16 protein-coding genes are annotated in these 22366 nt (G+C 68.6%); 7 read left to right on the forward strand and 9 right to left on the reverse strand.

The features are described 5' to 3' along the window. Positions 1 to 57: 57 nt before the first annotated feature. The 7 genes from ML01_RS12675 to kdsC form a co-directional block, all read right to left on the reverse strand. Complete coding sequence (locus tag ML01_RS12675; protein WP_058555764.1) at positions 58 to 522, reverse strand: PTS sugar transporter subunit IIA; 465 nt, start codon at positions 520 to 522, stop codon at positions 58 to 60. A gap of 211 nt (positions 523 to 733) precedes the next feature. Next, positions 734 to 1081 (reverse strand): ribosome hibernation-promoting factor, HPF/YfiA family, encoded by a 348-nt coding sequence (gene hpf, locus ML01_RS12680; protein WP_058555765.1) that lies wholly within the window; start codon positions 1079 to 1081, stop codon positions 734 to 736. Between the two features lie 61 nt (positions 1082 to 1142). Further along, entirely contained in the window at positions 1143 to 2624 is a 1482-nt protein-coding gene (locus ML01_RS12685) for an RNA polymerase factor sigma-54 (protein WP_058555766.1), read from the reverse strand. Between the two features lie 188 nt (positions 2625 to 2812). Next, complete coding sequence (lptB, locus tag ML01_RS12690; RefSeq protein ID WP_058555767.1) at positions 2813 to 3553, reverse strand: LPS export ABC transporter ATP-binding protein; 741 nt, start codon at positions 3551 to 3553, stop codon at positions 2813 to 2815. Beyond that, positions 3550 to 4155: a lipopolysaccharide transport periplasmic protein LptA gene (gene lptA, locus ML01_RS12695; protein WP_058555768.1), complete on the reverse strand. Its 606-nt coding sequence runs from the start codon at positions 4153 to 4155 to the stop codon at positions 3550 to 3552. The genes lptB and lptA overlap by 4 nt, the downstream gene beginning before the upstream one ends. Further along, a complete protein-coding gene (lptC, locus tag ML01_RS12700) occupies positions 4145 to 4756 on the reverse strand; it encodes an LPS export ABC transporter periplasmic protein LptC (RefSeq protein ID WP_058555769.1) in 612 nt (203 codons plus the stop codon). The genes lptA and lptC overlap by 11 nt, the downstream gene beginning before the upstream one ends. After that, positions 4753 to 5292, reverse strand: a complete 540-nt coding sequence (gene kdsC / locus ML01_RS12705) for a 3-deoxy-manno-octulosonate-8-phosphatase KdsC (RefSeq protein ID WP_058555770.1) — start codon at positions 5290 to 5292, stop codon at positions 4753 to 4755. Before kdsC ends, lptC begins: the two co-directional genes overlap by 4 nt. Positions 5293 to 5423: 131 nt before the next feature. Here kdsC and ML01_RS12710 point away from each other — a divergent pair, with 131 nt between their 5' ends. Continuing rightward, positions 5424 to 6038 (forward strand): hypothetical protein, encoded by a 615-nt coding sequence (locus ML01_RS12710; RefSeq protein ID WP_058555771.1) that lies wholly within the window; start codon positions 5424 to 5426, stop codon positions 6036 to 6038. A 10-nt stretch (positions 6039 to 6048) separates the two neighbouring features. Here the strand turns inward: ML01_RS12710 and ML01_RS12715 are convergent, their stop codons facing one another. Further along, positions 6049 to 6792 carry a Crp/Fnr family transcriptional regulator gene (locus ML01_RS12715; protein WP_058555772.1) on the reverse strand — a complete coding sequence of 248 codons (744 nt, stop codon included), beginning with the start codon at positions 6790 to 6792 and terminating at the stop codon, positions 6049 to 6051. Positions 6793 to 7018: 226 nt separating this feature from the next. Beyond that, positions 7019 to 7654: a Crp/Fnr family transcriptional regulator gene (locus ML01_RS12720; RefSeq protein ID WP_254045241.1), complete on the reverse strand. Its 636-nt coding sequence runs from the start codon at positions 7652 to 7654 to the stop codon at positions 7019 to 7021. Positions 7655 to 7968: 314 nt separating this feature from the next. Here ML01_RS12720 and ML01_RS12725 point away from each other — a divergent pair, with 314 nt between their 5' ends. The 6 genes from ML01_RS12725 to ML01_RS12750 all read left to right on the forward strand — a co-directional run bounded on the left by ML01_RS12725 (position 7969) and on the right by ML01_RS12750 (position 21682). Continuing rightward, a complete protein-coding gene (locus ML01_RS12725; protein ID WP_058555774.1) occupies positions 7969 to 8157 on the forward strand; it encodes a Thivi_2564 family membrane protein in 189 nt (62 codons plus the stop codon). Between the two features lie 23 nt (positions 8158 to 8180). Next, positions 8181 to 9254: a DUF2333 family protein gene (locus tag ML01_RS12730; protein WP_058555775.1), complete on the forward strand. Its 1074-nt coding sequence runs from the start codon at positions 8181 to 8183 to the stop codon at positions 9252 to 9254. Between the two features lie 375 nt (positions 9255 to 9629). Beyond that, complete coding sequence (locus tag ML01_RS12735) at positions 9630 to 9839, forward strand: CsbD family protein (protein ID WP_058555776.1); 210 nt, start codon at positions 9630 to 9632, stop codon at positions 9837 to 9839. Positions 9840 to 9934: 95 nt separating this feature from the next. After that, on the forward strand, positions 9935 to 10144 hold the full coding sequence (locus ML01_RS12740) for a hypothetical protein (RefSeq protein ID WP_254045242.1): 210 nt from the start codon (positions 9935 to 9937) through the stop codon (positions 10142 to 10144). Between the two features lie 401 nt (positions 10145 to 10545). Further along, positions 10546 to 19215, forward strand: coding sequence for a glycoside hydrolase family 94 protein (locus ML01_RS12745; RefSeq protein WP_254045243.1), 8670 nt, complete (start codon positions 10546 to 10548; stop codon positions 19213 to 19215). 454 nt (positions 19216 to 19669) lie between these two features. After that, positions 19670 to 21682: a YgiQ family radical SAM protein gene (locus ML01_RS12750; RefSeq protein ID WP_058555778.1), complete on the forward strand. Its 2013-nt coding sequence runs from the start codon at positions 19670 to 19672 to the stop codon at positions 21680 to 21682. Positions 21683 to 22366 lie beyond the last annotated feature (684 nt).

Raw genomic sequence — 22366 nt, forward strand, 5'->3', positions numbered from 1 at the left:
GGCCCGGGCTGGGGGTGTCGGGAATGTCGATCCGGGGCGGACACGGGCGGTCCCGGATCAGGCGGAGACGAAAACCCGATCCCGAAACAAGGCGAGCAGCGTGGCCTCGTCCTCCGCCGCCCGCAGCGCCGCGCGCACCGAGGCATTGTCGAATGCCGCGGCCAGCATCGCCAGCAGTTGCAGGTGCTGCTCGTTGGTCGCCTCCGGCACTAGGAGGCCGAAGGCGAGGTCAACCGGCTTGTCATCGATGGCGTCGAAGGCGACGTGCTCGCGCAGTTGCACGAAGGCGCCGAGGGGCGCCTGGATGCCGGGCACGCGGGCGTGCGGCAGGGCGACACCCTGGCCGAGGCCGGTGCTGCCGAGGCGCTCACGCTCCAGCAGCCGATCGAACACGCGATTGCTCGACAGCATCGCGTCCCCGCTGGCCAGCAACCCAGCCAAGGTTTCCAGGAGGCGCTTCTTGCTCGCTGCCTCGCAGCGGCAGAGCACCCTCGACTCCGAAATCAGATCAGCAGGCACCATGGCCTAGAAACCCCGCGCGTGCTCTTGGTGTGATTGTCGTTCATGTTGTCAGCGGCTGAAACAGGGCATACGCGCTGCTTGCCGACCAGGCACCCCGGGGATATCCGGCGCACGCCGTGCCTGAGCGCACGCCCCGCGGGGTGAGCACCGGAGCAGGTGAACCTTGCTCCGGTGCCGAGCAGCTCGCAGGGACCAACGTCGGCGTCGTCCGTCAGCTTAGTTGCTCCGCGTCTTCCGGTGGCTCGCTGAGCAAGCCCTTGGCGCCGGCGTTGCGATGGCTTTGGCGCTTCTCCTTGTACTTGAGTACCTGCCGGTCCAGTTTGTCGATCAACCCATCAATGGCCGCATACATATCCTCATGGACCGCGTCGGCAAAGACGTTGGCGCCGTTCACGTGGATGGTCGCCTCTGCCTTCTGGCGCAGCTTCTCGATACTGAGGATGACGTGCACGTTGATCACCTCGTCGAAATGGCGCGCAAGGCGGTCGAACTTGCTGTCGACATAGCCCTTCAGCGGCTCGGTAATCTCGACATGGTGGCCAGTCAGGTTGATTTGCATAGCGTCACTCCAGTGGTTGCGGGCGCCCGTCAGCCGCCGCCGGGGGCGGCGGCATGTGCGCTCAGGCCAAGCGCTTGCGCTCGTTCGATGGGGGGATCCCCATCGCCTCTCGGTACTTTGCCACGGTACGCCGCGCGACGTTGATACCTTGTTCCGTCAGGATACCGGCGATCTTGTTGTCGCTGAGCGGCTTGCTCGGCGTCTCTGCCGCGACTAGCTTGCGGATGAAGGCGCGGATGGCCGTCGACGAGCATTCGCCGCCGGAAGCGGTGTTCACGTGGCTCGAGAAGAAGTATTTGAATTCGAAGGTTCCTCGCGGGGTGTGCATGTATTTTTGCGTCGTCACCCGGGAGACGGTGGACTCGTGCAGCTCCAGCGAGTCCGCGACATCGCGCAACACCAGCGGCTTCATGGCCTCTTCGCCATAGTCGAAGAAATTCTGCTGCAACTCGACGATCTTTGCCGCTACCCGCAACACCGTGTCGTTTCTGCTGGCCAGGCTCTTGATGAACCAGCGGGCCTCTTGCAGGTGCGTCTTGAGACAGGCGTTGTCCGGGCCGTCGTCGGCCCGGCGGATCAGCTTAAGGTAGCCGGGGTTCACCCTTAGTCTAGGCGTTGTTTCCGGATTCAGCTCGACTGTCCAGACGCCGTTGCGCTTGGCGACCACCACGTCCGGGATCACGTACTCCGGGCGGATGTCGGCGACCAGTGAGCCCGGGCGCGGCTGCATGGAGCGGATCAGCGTCAGCGCCTCGCGCAGCGTGTCCGGATCGAGCTTGGTGTGCCGGCGCAGGTCGTCCAAGTCGTTGCGCGCCAGCGCGGCAAAGTGCTCGTCGCAGATGAGCATCGCCTCGGCGCGAAACGGCTGCTCCGGCGGCACTGCCCGCAACTGCAACAAGAGGCATTCTCGCAGCGAGCGCGCGCCGACCCCAGGCGGGTCCAAGGCCTGAATGCGATGCAGCACGGCCTCGACCTCATCCGGCTCCGGCGCATCGCCTTCCAGGTCGTCCGGGTGCGCCATCGCATCCACCAGCTCGTCGATGTCCGAGCGCAGGTAGCCGTTCGCGTCGATGGCGTCCAGCAGGGCGTCGGCGATGACGCGGTCGCGCGGCGCGAGCCGGGCCAGGTTCAACTGCCACTCCAGGTGATCGTGCAGGGTCTGCGGGCGCGTGTGCTGGGCGAAGGGGTCGAGCTCCGAGCTGCCGTCGCCGCCGCCGCCGCTCCCGCCGCCGGTGGACAGGTAGCCGTCGTAGGTGTCGCCCCAGGAGCTGTCCACCGGCAGCTCGTCCGGCATCTCGGATTGCTCCGCGCGCACCTCATCGTCCACCTGCGCCTCGGCGGCGCGGCGGTGGCGCTCGGACTCATCGCTCGCCACGTCGGCCTCCGCCTCGTCGGTGGACTCCAGCATCAGGTTGGATTCTAGGGCTTCCTGGATCTCGCGCTGGAGGTCGAGCGTGGACAGTTGGAGCAGCTTGATCGCCTGCTGCAGCTGCGGGGTCATCGTCAGCTGCTGGCCAAGGCGCAGTTGTATGGTCTGTTTCATCGCACCCGTTGCGGAGGGTGGTATGGGATTTGAATGTTCATTTCGATTCTAGCCGAAATCAGATCGCCGATCTTGGGCCAGCCCCCGGGGCTCGTCCAGCGCCGATATGACGCTCCAATGACACCCGTCAGCGCGCTCGCAGAGGCGGCTGCCGCCCGTCGGATGACGGTCGGCGCGAGCCCCTGTCGTCATAGCCGGAAGTCCTCACCGAGATAAACGGCACGTACGCGGGCGTTCTGCAACAGCGCATCCGGCGTCCCCTCGGCGATGACCGTGCCCTCGCTGATGATGTACGCGCGGTCGCAGATGTCCAGTGTCTCGCGGACGTTGTGGTCGGTGATGAGCACACCGATGCGGCGCGCCCGCAGATGCGTAATGATGGACTTGATGTCGCCGACGGCAATCGGGTCGACGCCTGCGAACGGCTCGTCGAGCAGCATGACCTTCGGCTCCACGGCCAGGGCCCGGGCGATCTCCAGGCGGCGGCGCTCGCCGCCCGAGAGGCTCATGGCGAGCGAGTCCGCGACATGGCCGATGCCGAGCTCATCGAGCAGCCGCGCGCAGCGCGCGCGCTGCTCGGTGCGGTCGAGATCCGCGCGTGCCTGGAGCACCGCGAGCAGGTTCTGCCGCGCCGTGAGCTTGCGGAACACCGACGGCTCCTGCGCCAGGTAGCTTAAGCCCCGCCGGGCGCGGGCGTGCATCGGGCGCAGCGTGATGTCCTCGCCGTCGAGCAGGATGCGGCCCGCGTCCGCCGGCACCAGGCCGACGATCATGTAGAAGCTCGTGGTCTTGCCGGCGCCGTTCGGGCCGAGCAGGCCGACGACATCGCCGGCATCGACCGCAAGGCTGACCCCATTGACCACGCGACGGCGACGATAGCTCTTCGCCAGGTCTTCGGCGACCAGGGTGCTCCGCGGCGCGCTGCTCATTGATCGCCGGCATCTTGGCCGCCGGTGTTGTCTTGGGGCTCGATGCGAATCTTGACCCGCTCGCGCCCGCTCGCGCTGGTGCCGGCGGTTAGCCTCTCGGTGCTGCGGTTGTACACGATGCGGTCGCTGGCGAAGCGGTCCTCGCCCTGCACCAGCTCGGCCTGGTCGATGAGCGTGATCTCCTGCGGGTCGGCCTCGTATTCCATTCTGAGCGCCCGGGCGCGCACCTCGTCGGGGTCGTTGTCGAGCCGCTGCCGGTAGCGCACGGGGTTGCCGATGGCGATGATCTTCTGCGGCTGCCGGTTGGGCTTGTGGTGCACCAAGACCTCGTCGGCCTGGATGCGCATGCTGCCCTGCTGCACCTCGACGTTGCCGAGGTAGAGGCTGATGGACTGTTTCTCGTCGAATTCCGCGGCGTCCGCCTCGACAAACATCGGTTGCTCCTGGTCCGAGTCCAGGGCCGGCAGCGCGGGTGCAAAGAGTCCACCGATGACGCAAAGCATCACCGCGACCCGCGCCTTTGCCCTGCCGCCGTGCATGAGATCCGATGGGGCGACGCGGCGGCTCGCCGTCAACGCCCCGCGGCTGCGCTCAGCGTGCATCGCTTGTCTCATGGTCCGTCGCGGTGGCCGTGGCGCTCTGCATGCGCTGGCGCACGCGCCCGAAGAAGCGGCTGCGCATGGGCTCCTCGAACCATAGCTGCATGCCGTCGATAGACGTGAGCCAGTCCGCGCCGCGCTCCAACTCGACGAAGCGGTCCGTCTCCGCGTAGCCCACGTCGTTTAGCACCAGCAGCTCGCTGGTCTGGATGCGCAGCGCGGGGGAGCTCGCATCGGCGGCGCGTTCGGCGAGCACCCGGCCTTCCAGGAGGACCTCCGAGGTGTCCTCCGCCACCCAGGCGCGCTCTGCGCGGATGACCCAGTCGGGTGCGTCGGTTTCGAGCAAATGCAGGACCGGTGTCTCCAATACGCTGCCGCCGCGGTCCGGGTAGTGCCGCAGCAGCGGTGAATAAAGCCGGCGCTCCGGCGTGCCGGTGGCGGACATCGATAGCGCCGTTACTTGCTCGACCACATAGTCCGGCTGTCCGGGCAGCAGCGGCCCGGACAGTCCCGGCAGCTCGCGCCCGCCGCGGTACCACCAGGCGGCTAAGCCTGCGGCACCAAGCAGGAGCGCGATGGCCAGCTCTCGCCGTGTCAGCGTCACGCCGGCCGATCGGCCCCGAGATAGTCCTGCACCAGCGCGTCCAGCTTGTCCTGCGCGCGTAGGATGAGCTCGCAGAGATCGCGCGCCGCGCCGCGGCCGCCGCCGCTCGGCGTGCACCAGTGGGCGTGCTCGCGCACCACCGGGTGGGCGTCGGCGACGGCCACGGCGAGGCCGACGCGGCGCATCACGGGCAGGTCCATGAGGTCGTCGCCCATGTATGCGGCCTCCGCCGGCGCGATGCCAAGGCCGGCGGCAAGCTTCAGAAACACCGGCAGCTTGTCCTTGCAGCCCTGGTGCACATGCTCGATGCCCAAACTCTGCATGCGTATGCGCACGACCTCGGAGCGCCGCCCGGTAATGACGGCAAGGGCGACGCCGCTGTCGCGCAGCATCGCCATGCCGTGACCGTCGCGCGAGTGGAAGGCCTTGTACTCCTGCCCGTCGTCGCCGAGAAAGAGGCTGCCATCGGTCAGCACGCCGTCGACGTCGAAGACGACGAGGCGGATGGCCTTGGCTCGTTCGAGGATATCCTGCATCGTCAGCGCCTGTTTGGACTGCCGTGTACTCATCGCAAAGCGGGCCAAGCGTACCATAGCCGCACGCGATCGGCGCCGGAGGGTCACCCCGGCGGCGCCGGCAATCCTGTACCTCAAGCTCGCGTGACACCATGTCGCAAGTCCCAACAACAGCCCCCGCCGGCGTCGCCGTCGTCGCCGACGGCTGGTGGAGCCTCGCCGACGCGGCCGGGTATTTCCCGGAAGACCTGCCGGATGACTGGCGCCCGGTCTATTTTGCCAACGACTACCAAGGCGTTTATGTCCCGTACGCCGACTGGCAGCGCATGCCAATGGATGCGCTCGCGCACTGGCACCGCGATGTGCACGAAGGCTTCTCGTTCTATCTGGAATGGCCTGCACTGGAATGGCCTGCACTGGAATGGCCCGCGTCCGCGGCGCCGGAGCAGCTCGCTGCCGCCGTGGCCGGCCTCGGACACAAGCTCGCTGCCTGCGTGCGCTGGGGCGCTGACACCGACACCCCGGGCGAGCTCTGGTGCCCGCCGCGCGACTCCCGCGCGATGTGTCGGATCGGCCAAGCGCTGCGCTGTCCGAGCACAGCGCAGCGCGATTTGCGCGCCGCCGCCCGCTGGCTTCAAGCCGTCGCCGGTGCAGCACCGACGACCCTGGTGGTGCTGTCCAAGCCCACCAGCAGCCAGCTCGCGGACTGGCAGCAGTTGCCGGCGCTGCTCGGCCTCGCGGTGCCGGCGATCGTTGCGCCGGTCTGAGCCTCAGCGCTCAGAAACCCGTGTGCCCGGGCAGTAGGCGCTCGAATTCCCGGCGCACCACCTCGTAGCACTCACAGACCCGTGCCTCCAACCCCGGCCGGTCCAGCACCTTGATGTGACCGCGGCTGTAGCGGATCAAGCCGGCGCTCTGCAAGCGCCCGGCGGCCTCGGTCACGCCCTCGCGCCGCACGCCCAGCATGTTGGCGATCAGCTCCTGGGTCATGTCCAGCTCGTCCGAGGGCAAGCGGTCCAGACTGAGCAGCAGCCAGCGACAGAGCTGCTGGTCGATGCTGTGGTGGCGATTGCAGACGGCGGTCTGCGCCATCTGGGTCACCAGCGCCATGGTGTAGCGCAGCAGCAGCGGCTGCAGGGCCGAGTCGCGACGCGCCCCAAAATGGGCCAGCGCGCCCTTGAGCACCGGCCCCCTCAGGCGATAGGCGTGGCCCGCGCTCTGCACCACGGCGCGGTTCGGCACGGTTTCCCCGCCCATGAACAGGGCGATGCCCACAATGCCCTCGTTGCCCACCACGGCGATCTCCGCAGAGGCGCCGTTCTCCATGACATACAACAGGGAGACGATGGCGGTGGTCGGAAAATAGACGTGGCTCTGCTCCTCGCCGGATTCGTACAGCACCGTGCCGAGCGGCAGCGGGACCGGCTCCAGGTCAGGGAGCAGTTGCTCGTACTCGGCCTCGGGCAGCGCGCCGAGGAGATGATTCTGCCGCGGCGAGGCGGGCGTGGATGCGACGGACATGGAGCGCTTCTCCGAAGAGTGGCGTTGGATGCAAGGACGCACGGCGCGGCGATCCGCCTGAACCGGTCCGCGCCTCCCCTTGTACGATAGCGCACAAACCGCCGAACGCGTCCGGTTCTCGCTCTTGTCCGCCGAGCCCCAGCCGCAGGCCACACAGCGCCCGGCGCGCTCCGCAGACGATGCCCCATCGGCCGGCGGGACGCAGGACCCCGCGGCGCATTAGCGATTACGCCAAGCTCTGCGCGTCGATCGCCTTCATTGCCGCATAGCAGCCGCAGGCGGCAGCCCGCAGACCGGCGTTGTCGAGGATGGTCACATCACCGCGGCGATACTCGATGAGCTGGGCTCCCTGCAAGGCCATCGCCGCTCTGGTGACGCCGGCACGGCGCACGCCCAGCATGGCGGCAAGCATCTCGTGCGTGACGTGAAAGCGATTCGAGTGGGCGCGATCCTGCGACATCGCCAGCCAGCGCGCGAGGCGACCCTCGAGCGCATGAAAGCGGTTGCAAGCCACCATCCGCGCAGCCTGGTTCAGCAACACGGCCACATAGCGCTCCAGGGTCCGCTGTAGGGCATCGCTCTGGTGCAGTGCTTGCAGGAGCGCCTCTGTGCTCATGCGCCACGCCGGCCCCGTGCCCTGGACCAACGTGGTCAGCAGCGTGAGCTCGATCCCCAGGACCAGGGGCGCCCCGATCATCCCTTCGCTGCCGGTGAGCCACACCTCGAGTCCCGGGTGATCAGCGGGTGCGGTCACGACCGACACAAAGCTGTCCGTCGGGAAATAGACCTGGCGGATGCGCTCGCCCGGCGTGCCGAGCACCTCGCCCCGACGCAGCTCGACGCAATCGCAATGCGCCAGCACCCTGACTTGGTCCTGCGCGGGCAGTGCCGCGAGGAGCCGATTGGCAAAGTCAGTGGACGTCTTCATCGAGTCCGCTTGCACATGGGTTCTCCTGATGGCGCGGTGAGGGCGAGGTGAGGGCGCGGTGAGGGCGAAGGCCGGATGGCATAACCGCGTCTCGGCAACCCGTCGCGCGCGACGGGCGACCAATCGTGATGGCGCAGCAATACGCTTGCCGGCCGCCCCGGTCGGTGCGCTGGCGAACAGACGCTTGTCTTGGCCGGCACTATCGTGACGTTTGACCCATACCCGAATCCCACCAAGGGAGCAGCGTCATGCCTCTGATTACCCTGATCGTCACGCTTGTCGTCGTCGGCCTCATCCTCTGGTTGGTCAACAGCTACCTACCGATGGACGGGAAGATCAAGAAGATCCTGAACGTGGTCGTCGTGATTGTCGTCGTGCTGTGGCTGCTGGGGGTGTTCGGCCTCCTGACTCCGCTGACTTCGATGCGGATAGGCTAGTCGATCGACAACGGAGACCAAACATGCAAGCTCACACATCCCCGAAGAGAACGGCGTTGACCGGAAAAGTCGCGAAGGTAGCCGCCTTTTACAATCCCCGGACCTGGAAGGAGAAGGGGATCTGGTGGACCGCCGGGCTGTTTCTGATCACCTATGTGATTGTCGTCATCATCCTCGGCGTCTATTGGTCGCGGTCGCCGGGAGTGTTCGACGTGCGCGAGCACGCGCTGTCCGTGGTGAACCAGGATGAGAGCAAGCTGGTGACCGGGTCGATGACCACGGCCACGGCCATTCGCATCGGCGAGACCCTGCTCGACAAACCCGGTGGCTATCTCACCAACGATGTCACCCCGCCGGGCGTATTCCTGGACAACATCCCCAACTGGGAATTCGGCGCCTTGACCGCATGGCGCGACCTGACAAACGCCCTGCGCAACGACTTCAGCCGTTCCCAGTCCCAGTCGGTCGAGAATAAGGATCTGGAGATCGCGCAACCCCAATCGAACTACCAATCGGACTCCTGGCTCTTGCCCTCGACCGAGTCGGAGTACCGCACGGGCATCGCCGCCCTCTATCGTTACCACAGGGGACTCTCCGAAACCGGCGTCGTGCATGCCCAGTTCTACGCCCGGGCCGACAATCTCGCCAGCTACCTGGACGTGGTCTCAAAGCGCCTCGGCAGCCTCGCGCAACGCCTGTCCTTTTCGGTTGGCCAGGACCATCTCGCCACGCCCGCGGCCGGCGAGCCCGAGCCCGGCGAGTCGACGCCGCGTCCCGCCGCGGGGCAGACCAAGACGCCTTGGCTGAAGGTCGACGACATCTTCTTCGAGGCGCGTGGCTATACCTGGGCGCTGCTGCATGCGTTGGAGTCAATAGCGATCGACTTTGCCGCGGTGCTGGAGGACAAGAATGCCGTGGTCTCGCTGGAGCAGATCACCCGCGAGTTAAAGAACACCCAGAACTTCATCTGGAGTCCGCTGATTCTCAATGGCACCGGTTATGGGCCAATGGCCAATCACTCACTGGTGAGTGCCTCCTATGTGTCGCGGGCCAATGCCGCGATCAGCGATCTGCGCAACCTGCTGCAGGATGGCTGAGCAGGGAGTTCCTCACGCAACCGGGCGGCGGACGCCGCACGCTGCTGCTGCGCCGGCTTACCATGAAAGTCGCGCGCAGCGCGCTCTTTAGTCTGCCTCTCCCCTTGGGAGAGGGCCGGGGTGAGGGAAACGGCCATGGCGAGCAGCGCCTTTCATCCTCCGGGGTGGCGCGGGTCGCCATGGCCGTTAGCCCGAGCTCGGGATGCGCGCCCGAGCGCTCGCGGATGCTGCCGATCGGGCAATCGGGATATCGGTCAGTGTGCGTTGCCGCACCGACCGCGAGCGCCCGTGAGCCTAGTCTGGTGACTGCGCGATGTGGGGAATGACCCCGCGCTCGCGCCGGTGCATCATCAATTTCACAGGTTGGGAGCAGTCATGAACAAAGATCAAGTCAAAGGCCGCTACGAAGAAGCGAAAGGCGCGGTGAAGGAAGCCACCGGCAAGATGATCGGCAATGAGGAGCTGGAGATCAAGGGCAAGATCCAAAAGGAAGCCGGGAAGATCCAGGCGGGTCTAGGCGATGCTGCGGAAGACGTACAGTCGGCTGTCGATGATGCCGCAGAAGCAGTCAAGGACAAAAACTGACCGCGCACGCATGAGGGGCCGCGCTGCGGCGCCCGCGAGGGCTCAGCTCGCTGCGCGGTCGGTTGCCGGTCGCATATCACCACCGAGGGTCCAGCATGAAACTGCCAATGGCTCTGATGTCATCTGCCGCGTCGAAGGGTATCTTCGCAATCGCTTGCCTGTGTCTCGCGCTCGGCTTCATGGGCTGCGAGCAGCAAGGACCAGCCGAGGAGGCCGGAGAGAAGATCGATGAAGCCGCCGCAAGCGCAGGCGAGCGGATGGATGAGGTGCAGGAGTCGCTGCGCGAGGACGGCGAAAGCCGGTAAGCGGGTGGCGTCGGTCGTAAATCGGACTCGGTTGCCTGGCGCGGGCAGATGGTCCGCGCAGCGCACCCTGCAGCCGCCGCGCTCCGGAGGGTCCGCGCTGCGGAGCCTCTGCGCGCTGCTCGACCCAGACTCCTGCTTCGCTCCGCGCCTCTGCGCGAGCCCCCTCTGGTCTTGCTCGCCCCGCTGCATCCGTGCGCGAGCATTTCGTCTGCCTGACAGTTTGCATCTGATATCGCAGCCAAGCCCATCGCACCGGGGAGAGCACGCATTTGAACTCATTGAATAGGGCGATGCGTGAGGTGGCGCCGGCGCTGCGCGCATGGCTGAGTAGCGACGGTCTGACCGACCCCGATCTGGTCGCGGAGCCGCCGCTGCGCTCGGAGTTGTTCAGCGCGGCGCAGATGGAGCAGCACGGCAAGGTGCTTGCAGCCTCGCATGTGCTGGTCTCCAAGCATCCGCCGGATCTGCTGCTCGGGCGATTAACGGCCAATGAGAAGATCCTCACTGCCGGCTGTCGGCTGCTGATGGGCGCGGTTGCCGAGCAGCGCAGGATCGCGCCGGCCGGCGAATGGCTGCTCGACAACTTTTATCTGATCGAGGAACAGATCCGCACCGCCAAGCGGCATCTGCCCAAGGGCTATAGCCGGGAGCTGCCGCGGCTTCGAGACGGCCCCTCGGCGGGCCTGCCCAGGGTCTATGACCTGGCGCTGGAAGTCATCGCGCATGGCGACGGGCGCGTGGACCCGGAGAACCTGAGCCGCTTCATCGCCGCTTATCAGAGCGTCAACGTGCTGCGGCTGGGCGAGCTGTGGGCCATCCCCATCATGCTGCGCCTGGCGCTGATCGAGAATCTCCGCCGCGTCACGGCCCGCGTCGCGGCCAGCCGCCTCGATCAGAACCTGGCCGATGCCTGGGCCGATCGGATGGTGGCGATGACCGAAAGCGACCCGAAGAATCTGATTCTGGTCATCGCCGACATGGCGCGGTCGCGCCCGCCGATGTCGGGCGGCTTTGTCGCCGAGCTGGCGCGCCGGCTGCAGGGACAGAGCGCCGCGCTGGCCCTGCCGCTGACCTGGATCGAGCAGCAGCTCGGCGAGTCCGGGCTGACCATCGAGCAACTGGTGCGGGTGGAGAACCAGCAGCAGGCCGCGGACCAGGTCTCCATCGGCAACAGCATCGGCAGTCTGCGCTTCCTCGGGGCCATGGACTGGCGTGAGCTGGTCGAGACCATGAGCCTGGTGGAGCGCGTCCTGCGCGAGGACCCGCAAGGGCTCTACGGGCGCATGGATTTCGCGACCCGCGATCGCTACCGGCATGTGGTGGAAAGCCTCGCGAAGCGCGGCCGGCTGTGCGAAGCCGACGTGGCGCGCGCGGCGATCGAGCTGGCGCACACGGGCGCGGCATCCACGGCCTCGGCTCTAACCTCAATGCACGCAGAAGGCCGAGCCCCCGCCCCGGCTCAGCCGGACGGGCGCACGGCGCATGTCGGCTATTACCTGATCGATCGCGGACTCCCCGAGCTGGAGCAGCGCGCCGGGGTGCGTCGATCTGGCTTGGCGGCGCTGCACAGACCGGGGGGGCATGCGGCCTTGGTACTCTACCTCGGCGGCATCCTGTTGCTGACGCTGGGCTTTTCCTGGGGCTTGCTGACGCAGGCTGCCGGGGCGCCGGGCTGGCTCCTGTCTATCCTCGCAGTCTTGGCGGTGCTCGGCACCAGTCAACTGGCGGTGGCACTGATGAACTGGCTGGCGAGCCTGCTGGCCACGCCCCATCCGCTGCCGCGCATGGACTGTATCCACGGCATCCCGGCGGAGGCGCGCACCCTGGTGGTGACGCCGACCATGCTCGGCAGTGCGCGCGGGGTCGAGGCCCTGCTCGAATCGCTGGAGGTGCGCTTCTTGGCCAATCGTGATACGCACCTGCACTTCGGCCTGCTCACCGACCTGCAGGATGCGCCGAGCGAGACGCTGCCCGGCGATCAAGCCCTGATCGATCTGGCCGCGCAGGGCGTTGCCGCACTGAATGCGAAGTACCCGCGCGCGAGCGGCGACAGCTTCTTCCTGTTCCATCGCCCGCGGCGCTGGAACCCGCGCGCCGGCGTCTGGATGGGCTACGAGCGCAAGCGCGGCAAGCTCATGGATCTGAATGCCCTGCTGCGTGGCGACGCTGACGCCGGGCTACGCGTGCAGGCGACCGGCGACGGAGCAGCGCCGCTACCCGACGCACGCTTTTCGCTGATCGTCGGCGACCGGCTGATCTTCCCGAACCTGCGCTATGTGATCACGCTGGACACCGACACCCAGTTGCCGCGCGACGCCGCCCGGGAGATGGTCGGTGCCATGGAGCACCCGCTGAATCGGGCCCGCTTCGACCCCGTGCTTCGGCGCGTGGGCGCGGGCTACGGCATCCTCCAGCCGCGCGTGGCCGTGAGCCTGCCCGGCGCGAACCGCTCCCGCTTCGCGCGGCTGCACGGGCAGGATGCCGGCATCGATCCCTACACCCGGGCAGTGTCCGACCTGTATCAGGACTGGTTCCAGGAAGGATCGTTCATCGGCAAGGGCATCTATGCGGTGGATGCCTTCGAGGCGGCGATCGACGATCACTTCCCCGAGAACCGCATCCTCAGCCACGACCTGCTCGAGGGCTGCTACGCGCGCTCCGGGCTGCTGTCGGACGTGCAGTTGTACGAGGACTACCCCGCCTGCTACAGCGCGGATGTGAGTCGGCGCCACCGCTGGATTCGCGGCGACTGGCAGATTGCCCAATGGCTGCTGCCGCGCGTCCCCGGCCGCGACGGACGCCTGCGCCGCAACCCGATCTCGGTCCTGTCGCGCTGGAAGCTGGCCGACAACCTGCGCCGCAGCCTGGTGCCCGCGGCACTAACCGGGCTGCTGGTGCTGGGCCTGCTGCTGCTGTCCGAACCCGGCGTCTGGCTACTGGCGGTGCTGGGCATCCTGTTGATTCCGGAATTGCTGACCGCGATGCTGGGCGCGCTGCGCAAGCCCGGCGACCTGGGCTGGCCGGCGCATCTGGGCGCCGCGGTGCGCGCCGCGGGCCAGCGCTTGGCGCAAGCGCTGTTCACGCTGGCCTGCCTGCCCTACGAGGCCTATTTCAGCCTCGATGCCGTGCTCCGCACCCTGTGGCGACTGGTGGTCAGCCGGCGCGGCCTGCTCGAATGGACCTCCTCGGGCGACCTGGAGCGCGGGCGACAAGGGCTCGCCGCCTTCTACCGCAGCATGTGGATCGCGCCTGCCCTGGCGCTGCTCACGGGCGTGGGTCTGGTGCTGCAGGAGCCGATGGCGCTGCTCGTCGCCGCGCCGATCCTGCTGGCATGGCTCGCGGCGCCCCTCATCGCCTGGTGGCTGAGCCGCCCGCGCGTGCGCCGCGAGGCGCACCTGAGCGCCGAGCAGCTTGCCTTCCTGCACGGCAACGCGCGCAAGACCTGGGCCTTCTTCGAGACCTTCGTCGGCGCCCACGACCACTGGCTGCCGCCGGACAACGTGCAGGAGCACCCGGTGGCCGCGGTGGCGCATCGCACCTCGCCCACCAACATGGGGCTCGCGCTGCTGGCGAATCTGGCCGCCTATGACTTCGGCTACCTGCCCGTCGGCGAGCTCATCGCCCGCACCGGCGCCGCGCTGCGCACCATGGGCACACTGGAGCGCCACCGCGGCCACTTCTTCAACTGGTACGACACCCGCTCGCTGGCGCCGCTCGCGCCCTGTTACATCTCCTCGGTGGACAGCGGCAACCTCGCGGGTCATCTCTTGACCCTGCAACCGGGGCTGCTGGCGCTGATCGACGCACCCATCCTGCCTCCGCGCTGGCTGGAGGGCCTCGGCGATACCTTGCAGGCACTGACGGAGGCCCTCGCGACAGCTCCCGAGCCCCGACGCCGGCGCACTCTGGCGCCCGCCCTCCATGAGCTGAAGCAGACCCTGGAGGCCGCCCGCCTGGCACCGCCGACCAGCCTCGGCGCGGCGCGCGACTGTCTCGCTGCGCTGACGGCCCGGGCCGAAGCCGCCGAGCGGGCAGGCGATGTGTCCCGCGAAGATGAGCCCACGGCATGGGTGCAGCGCCTGGCGCGACAATGCCGCGCCCTGCTGGACGAGGTCTTGTTCCTCGCGCCCTGGCTCGCCGCGGCGGCCCCCGGCTCGAGCGCTCCCGCCCCAGCCGACGACAGCCCGCAAACCGGCCTCGCACTATCCCTGCGCGAGCTAGCCGAGCGTGCGCCGAGCGCGGGCAATGCGTCCGGCCGCGCCCGCGAGCGGATCAGCGAGATCGAGCAACTGGCGCGCACCGCCGCCGAGCTGGCGCGCATGGAGTACGGCTTCCTGTTCGACGAGTCGCAGGCGCTGCTGGCCATCGGCTACAACGTCGCGGAGCGGCGGCGCGATACGAGCTACTACGATCTGCTGGCCTCCGAGGCGCGGCAGGCCTGCTTCGTCGGCATTGCGCAGGGCGAGCTGCCGCAGGAGAGCTGGTTCGCCCTCGGCCGCCTGCTGACCCGCGCCGCCGGCGACACCACGCTCCTGTCCTGGAGCGGCTCGATGTTCGAGTACCTGATGCCGCTGTTGGTGATGCCGAGCTACGACCACACCCTGCTCGACCAGACCTACCGCACGGCGGTGGCCCGGCAGATCGCCTACGGCAAGGAGCGCGGCGTGCCCTGGGGCGTTTCGGAGTCCGGCTACAACGGCGTCGACGCCCAGCTCAACTACCAGTACCGCGCCTTCGGCGTCCCGGGGCTCGGGCTCAAGCGCTGGCTGGCGGAGGATCTGGTCGTTGCCCCTTACGCCTCGGCGCTCGCGCTGATGGTGGCGCCCGAGGCCGCCTGCGCGAATCTGCAGCGCCTCGCCGCCGGCGGGCTGGCAGGCCCCTTCGGGTTCTACGAGGCCATCGACTACACGCCGTCGCGACTGCCGCGCGGGCAGGCGAGCGCCGTGGTCCGCTCCTTCATGGCCCATCACCAGGGCATGACCTTCCTGTCCCTGGCCGCGCTGTTGCTCGGGCGGCCCATGCAGCGGCGCTTCGCCTCGGTGCCGTCCTTCCAGGCCACGGCGCTGCTGCTGCAAGAGCGCATACCCAAGACCACCGTCCTGTTCTCCGACACCGGCGGCGAGATCACCGGCGAGCGGGGCAGCGATGGCAGTCTGGAGGCGCCGATCCGCGTCCTCGACACCCCCAACACCTCGCACCCCGAGGTCCAGTTGCTGTCGAACGGCCGCTACCACGTGATGCTGACCAACGCCGGCGGCGGCTACAGCCGCTGGAAGGATCTCGCCGTGACCCGCTGGCGCGAGGACAGCACGCGCGATCATTGGGGCAGCTTCTGCTATCTGCGCGATCTGGACAGCGGCGCCGTCTGGTCGAGCGCCCACCAGCCGACGCTGACGACGCCGGACCACTTCGAGGCCATCTTCTCCGAGGGCCGGGCGGAGCTCCGTCGCCGCGATCACGAGATCGAGTCCTACACCGAGATGGTCGTCTCCCCGGAGGATGACCTCGAGCTGCGCCGGCTGCGCCTGACCAACCGCTCGCGCGGCCGCCGGGTGATCGAGGTCACCAGCTATGCCGAGGTCGTGCTCGCCCCGTCCGCCGCCGACAACCTGCACCCGGCCTTCAGCAACCTCTTCATGCAGACCGAGATCCTGGACCCGCCGTCCGCGATTCTCTGTCACCGCCGGCCGCGCTCGCGCGAGGAGACCTCGCCCTGGATGTTCCATGCGCTGGTGGTGCGGGGCAGCTTGGTGACTGGCGCACCGGAGGATACCGCGCTCGCGCCCTCCGCCGAGACCGACCGCATGCGCTTCATCGGGCGCGATCGGACGCTGGCGGCCCCGCTGGCCATGGACGCACCCGGCGCGCTCTCCGGCAGCGCCGGCCCGGTGCTGGACCCGATGGTCGCCATCCGCCGGCGCATCGTCCTGCAGGCCGATGAGACCGCCACCATCGACCTGTTCTACGGCATCGGCGAGACCCGCGAGCAGGCCCTGGGCCTGGTCGAGAAGTACCAAGACGCGCGCCTGGCCAATCGCGTCTTCGATCTGGCCTGGATCCACAGCCAGGTCGTGCTGCGCCAGCTCAATGCCACCCCGGCGGACGCGCAGCTCTACGGCCGCCTGGCCAGCTCGATCCTCTACACCAATGCCGCGTTGCGCGCCGCACCCAGTGTGCTGGCGCAGAACCGCCGCGGCCAGTCCGGCCTCTGGAGTCATGCGGTCTCCGGCGACGTGCCCATCGTGCTCTGCCGCATCGCCGACCAGGCCAACATCGCCCTGGTGCACCAGCTCGTGCAGGCGCATGCCTATTGGCGGCTGAAGGGGCTCACCGTGGATCTGGTGATCTGGAACGAGGATCGCGCCGGTTACCGCCAGCAGCTTCAGGAGCAGATTCTCGGGCTCATCGCCGCGGGCGCCGAGGCGCATGTGGTGGACCGCCCCGGCGGCATCTTCATCCGCCCGGCCGATCAGATCTCGGACGAGGACCGCGTGCTGTTCCAGACCGTGGCCCGCGCCATCCTGAGCGATGATCGCGGCACGCTGGCCGAGCAGATCAACCGGCGCGACCCGCGGCTGAAACAGATGCCGGCCTTCAAGCCCAGCGGGAGCCGGGCGCGCGAGCGGCAGGAGCCGACCCCGCCGCGCCCGGCGCTGCGCTTCGACAACGGCCTGGGCGGCTTCTCCGCCGATGGGCGCGAATACGTCATCACTACGACGCCCGACCGGACTACGCCCGCACCCTGGGTGAACGTGCTGGCCAATGCGCACTTCGGGACCGTCGTCTCCGCCGGCGGCGGTGCCTACACCTGGTGCGAGAACGCCCACGAGCTGCGGCTCACGCCCTGGCACAACGACCCGGTCGGCGATGTCCATGGCGAGGCCTTCTATCTGCGCGACGAGGTGAGCGGCCAGGTCTGGTCGCCCACCCCGCTGCCCGCCGGCGGCAGCGCGCCTTATGTCACGCGGCACGGCTTCGGCTACAGCGTCTTCGAGCATTGCGAGGCCGGCATCGCCTCGGCGCTGTGGGTCTATGTGGCCGTGGACGCGCCGGTGAAGTACCTGGTGCTGACACTGCACAATCGCTCGACACAAGCGCGGCGGCTGTCGGCGACCGGCTATGTCGAGTGGGTGCTCGGCGACCTGCGGCCTAAGTCGGCGCTGCACGTGGTCACCGAGATCGACCCCGACAGCGGCGCGCTGCTCGCCCGCAACCCCTACAACAGCGAGCTCGCCGAGCGGCTGGCCTTCTTCGACGTAGACGACCCGGCGCGCAGCCTGACCGGCGACCGCGCCGAATTCCTCGGGCGCAACGGCACCCCGGGCCGACCGGCCGCGCTGGCGCGCAGCACGCTCTCGGGGCGGGTCGGCGCGGGCCTGGATGCCTGCGGCGCGCTGCAGACGCGCTTCGATCTGGCCGCCGGCCAGCGCCATGAGATCGTCTTCCGGCTCGGCATGATCGGCGGGCGCGGCGCCGATGCGGCCGGCCTGCTCGCGCCAGCCCAGCGGGGCGCCGCCGCCGCCCGCGCTGCCCTGGCGGCGGTGCAGGACTACTGGACGCGCACCCTGGGCACAGTGCAGGTGGAGACGCCCGACCCGGCGCTCGACCTGCTCGCCAACGGCTGGCTGCTGTACCAGACCCTGGCCTGCCGCTTCTGGGCGCGTAGCGGCGACTACCAGTCCGGCGGTGCCTTCGGCTTCCGCGATCAGTTGCAGGACGCCATGGCGCTCATTCATGCCGAGCCCGGGCTCGTGCGCCAACATCTGCTGCGCGCAGCAGGGCGCCAGTTCCGCGAGGGCGATGTCCAGCACTGGTGGCATCCGCCCTCCGGTCGGGGCGTGCGCACGCGCTGCTCCGACGACTACCTCTGGCTGCCGCTGGCCACTTGCCGCTATGTCCTCACCACCGGCGATGCCGGGGTGCTGGACGAGACGATCGCGTTTCTGGACGGCCGCCTCGTCAGCGGCGAGGACGACGGCTATTACGACCTGCCCGGCCGCAGCGACGAGTCCGCCAGCCTCTACGACCATTGCGTGCGTGCCATCCGGCACGGCCTGCGCATGGGCGAGCACGGCCTGCCGCTGATGGGCTCCGGCGACTGGAATGACGGCATGAACCTGGTCGGCATCAAGGGCCGCGGCGAGAGCATCTGGCTCGGTTTCTTCCTGCACGAGGTGCTGACGCAGTTCGCCGCGCTGGCAGGCGAGCGCGGGGACGTGCCGTTCGCAGAGCGCTGCCAGGTCGAGGCAGCGCGCCTGCGCCGGAACCTCGAGCAGCACGGCTGGGACGGCGACTGGTACCGGCGCGCCTACTTCGACGACGGCACGCCGCTCGGCTCCACGAGCAGCCCCGAGTGCCGCATCGACTCCATCGCCCAGAGCTGGTCGGTGCTGTCCGGCGTCGCCGCGCCGGAGCGCGCGCGCCAAGCCATGGCCGCGCTCGACACCCATCTGGTGCGCCGCGACGCCGGGCTCATTCAACTGCTGGAGCCGCCGTTCGACCGCTCAGCGCTGGAGCCCGGCTACATCAAGGGCTACGTCCCCGGCGTGCGCGAGAACGGCGGCCAATACACCCATGCCGCGATCTGGGCCGTCATGGCCTTCGCCCGCCTTGGCGAGCCCACGCGCGCCTGGGAGCTGTTCGACCTGATCAACCCCATCAACCACGGCCGCACCGCCGCGGACATCGCCACCTACAAGGTCGAGCCCTATGTGATCGCGGCTGATGTCTATGGGGTGTCACCCCATATCGGGCGCGGCGGCTGGACCTGGTACACCGGCTCCGCGGGCTGGATGTACCGGCTCATCCTCGAATCCCTGCTCGGCCTGCGTCTGGAGGGAGACCGGCTGCGCATCGCCCCCTGCCTGCCGCCGGACTGGACCGGCTTCACGCTGCGCTACCGGTATCGGGCCACGCCCTACGAGATCCGCGTCCGGCAGATCGGCCCGCTTGCGAGCGGCGACCACGGTGGCACGCGAACGACGCTGGATGGCGTCGAGGTGGAAGGCTCGCCGATTCAACTGGGCGATGACGGTCAGGTGCATCGCGTGGAGATCGACTTGGCTGGATAGGCGGGCGAAGGGCTGGCGGCGCGCGGATCTGGCCAATGCGCCCTTATCAAACCACGCGCGCAAGCGAGCCGGTACACAGTTCTTCCGCGCTCGGCAGAAGCTGCGCGCGGCGCTCGGGGAGCGGGCATGACGCGCGAGGGCGCGCGTCGGCTTCCGAGCTGCCTGAGGTCAACCGCGACAGGCGAGGCGCGAGCTAAATTAACGGGGCAGAGCCGAGGCGCGGACTCAGAAGCCGGCGCTTGCTCGGCCTTTGTGCGGGTCTGGTGCTGCGCGGCGGACATCCCGAGACCGGTTGCCATCGTTCTCTACGATCCGAGACGGTCCCGGAACATCTGCGCCGCCGCGGCACTGGATCGATCCTCGGCCCTCGGCCCTCGGCCCTCGACCCTGGCCGAGCGCTCTGCCCGTCGGTGCCGTTGCTCTCGTTGCCATCATCGCCTGCCCGTCTCCAAGCATGGAATCCGCCCCCAACCTCTTCGGCTACCGCAAGCACTGGGCACACAAGCTCGGCATCGCACCGGAGCTGCCCATGTCGCGCGACGAGATGGACCTGCTCGGCTGGGACAGATGCGATGTGATCATCGTCACCGGCGATGCCTACGTGGACCATGCCTCGTTCGGCATGGCCCTGATGGGGCGGCTGCTGGAGGCGCAGGGCTTTCGCGTCGGCATCATCGCGCAGCCGGACTGGACCTCGGCCGAGGCGTTCGGCGTGCTCGGGCGGCCGAACCTGTGCTTCGGCGTCGGCGCCGGCAACATGGACTCCATGGTCAACCGCTACACGGCCGACCGCTGCCCACGCTCCGACGATGCCTATTCGCCTGGCGGCGCCGGCAATCGGCGGCCGGATCGCTCCGTGCTGGTCTATGCCCAGCGCGTGCGCGAGGCGTTCAAGGACGTGCCGATCCTGCTCGGCGGCATCGAGGCCAGCCTGCGCCGGGTCGCCCACTACGACTACTGGTCCGACGCGGTGCGCCGCTCGGTGCTGGTGGACAGCAAGGCGGACCTGCTGATCTACGGCAACGCCGAGCGCGCCCTGTGCGAGGTGGCGCATCGCCTGGCCCGCGGCGAGCCCATCCGCAGCATTCGCGACGTGCGCGGCACCGCCTATTTGACGCCCCACGGCGAACGCCCGCCGGGCTGGACCGAGCTGGACGCAAGCGCCCCGGAACAGCCCGGACTACCGACCGCCAGAGGCGCGCAAGCCGACCGCGCTGCCGAGCGCGCCCGCACCGTACTGCGCCTGCCGGCCTTCGAGCAGGTGCGCGCCGAACCGATGCGCTATGCGCATGCCGCCCGCGTGCTGCACCTGGAGACGAATCCGGGCAACGCCCGCGCGCTGGTCCAGGCCCACGGCGACCGCGACCTGTGGCTGAACCCGCCGCCGATTCCGCTCACCACCGAGGAGATGGACCGCCTCTACGAGCTGCCCTTCAGCCGCCGCCCGCACTCGTCCTACGGCGACGCGCGCATCCCGGCCTGGGAGATGATCCGCTTCTCGGTGACCATCATGCGCGGCTGCTTCGGCGGCTGCAGCTTCTGCTCCATCACCGAGCACGAGGGGCGCATCATCCAGAGCCGCTCCGAGCGCTCCGTGTTGGCGGAGATCGCCGAAATCCGCGATCGCACGCCGGGCTTCACGGGCACCATCTCGGACTTAGGCGGACCCACGGCCAACATGTACCGCCTCGCCTGCCGCGACCCGGCCGTCGAGCGCGCCTGCCGGCGCCTGTCCTGCGTCTATCCGGACGTGTGCAAGCACATGTCCACGGACCCCTCGGCGCTGATCCAGCTCTACCGCAAGGCCCGCGCCGTGCCCGGCGTCAAACGCGTGCTCATCGCCTCGGGGCTGCGCTACGACCTGGCCGTGCACTCGCCGGCCTACGTGCGCGAGCTGGTGACGCACCACGTCGGCGGTTATCTCAAGATTGCCCCGGAGCACACCGAGCCCGGGCCGCTCGCGCTGATGGTGAAGCCCGGCATCGGCAGCTTCGAGCGCTTTCGGCAACTGTTCGAGCGCTTCTCCCGCGAGGCCGGCAAGGAGCAGTACCTGATCCCGTACTTTATTGCCGCGCACCCCGGCACCAGCGATGAGGACATGCTCAACCTCGCGCTCTGGCTCAAACGCAACGGCTTTCGCCCGGACCAGGTGCAGGCCTACCTGCCGACACCCATGGCGCTCGCCACCGCCATGTACCACACCGGCTGGAACCCGCTGCGGCCGGTCCGGCCCGGTGCCGAGCGCGTCAGTGTCGTACGCAAGCTCCGCCAGCGCCGGCTGCACAAGGCCTTCCTGCGCTGGCATGATCCGGAAAACTGGCCGCAGCTCCGCGAAGCGCTGCGGCGCATGGGTCGCGCGGACCTCATCGGCAACGGCAAGCGACATCTGATACCGAGCTTTCAGCCCGCGGGCAGCGGCAAGGCGCGCCCCAACGCCCAAGGCGCGCGGACTAGGCCGCCGCGGTGATCCGGGGCGTCCATTACACTGCTGCCACGGCTCTCAAGGGATTCGGCTAACGGCCATGGCGACCAGCGCCACCCCGCAGGATGAAAGGCGCTGCTCGCCATGGCCGTTACCCTTACCCCGGCCCTCTCTCAGAGGGAGAAGGGGACTAAGGAGCGCTACTGCGCGCGACTTTCATGGTAACCCCTCTGCCTCATCAGTGATTTTGATGCGCTACTGCGACGGGGCGGCCTCGATCATCGTGCCGGCCACATCGCCTGCCGCACGCAAGCGGTTCGCACAGCGGACACTACTGCGCTGGGATCGCCGGCTTTCCAGCCGGCTCGCCGCCGGCGCGGCTCGATGCCGCGTCGGCGGCGTCCTGGCTGATCATAGAGCACATGCGCGCTCGTCCGGCCGGCCGCGCGGCATGGGCAACCGCCCGGCTCCCGCGCCGCAGATCGCGCGCCGGGGGCATCGAGCCCCCGGCACGCGAAGCCGGCTGAAAGCCGGCGCTCCCAGTCGGCGCCGGCGCGGTCTCGAGCCCGCTTGTCGGGCATACCCCAGTTTGAGAGTTTGCAGATGAGTCAAGTGTACGACCACACCTGGGGGAAGGGCCGAGGGCCGCGGGCCGAGGGAGCCATCCTCGGCCCTCGGCCCTACAGCCGCCGCGCTCCGTAGCAGCCCCCGCGCGCTGGTCGGAGTGAT

This window comes from Thiohalocapsa sp. ML1 (genome assembly GCF_001469165.1).
Lineage (GTDB): Bacteria > Pseudomonadota > Gammaproteobacteria > Chromatiales > Chromatiaceae > Thiohalocapsa.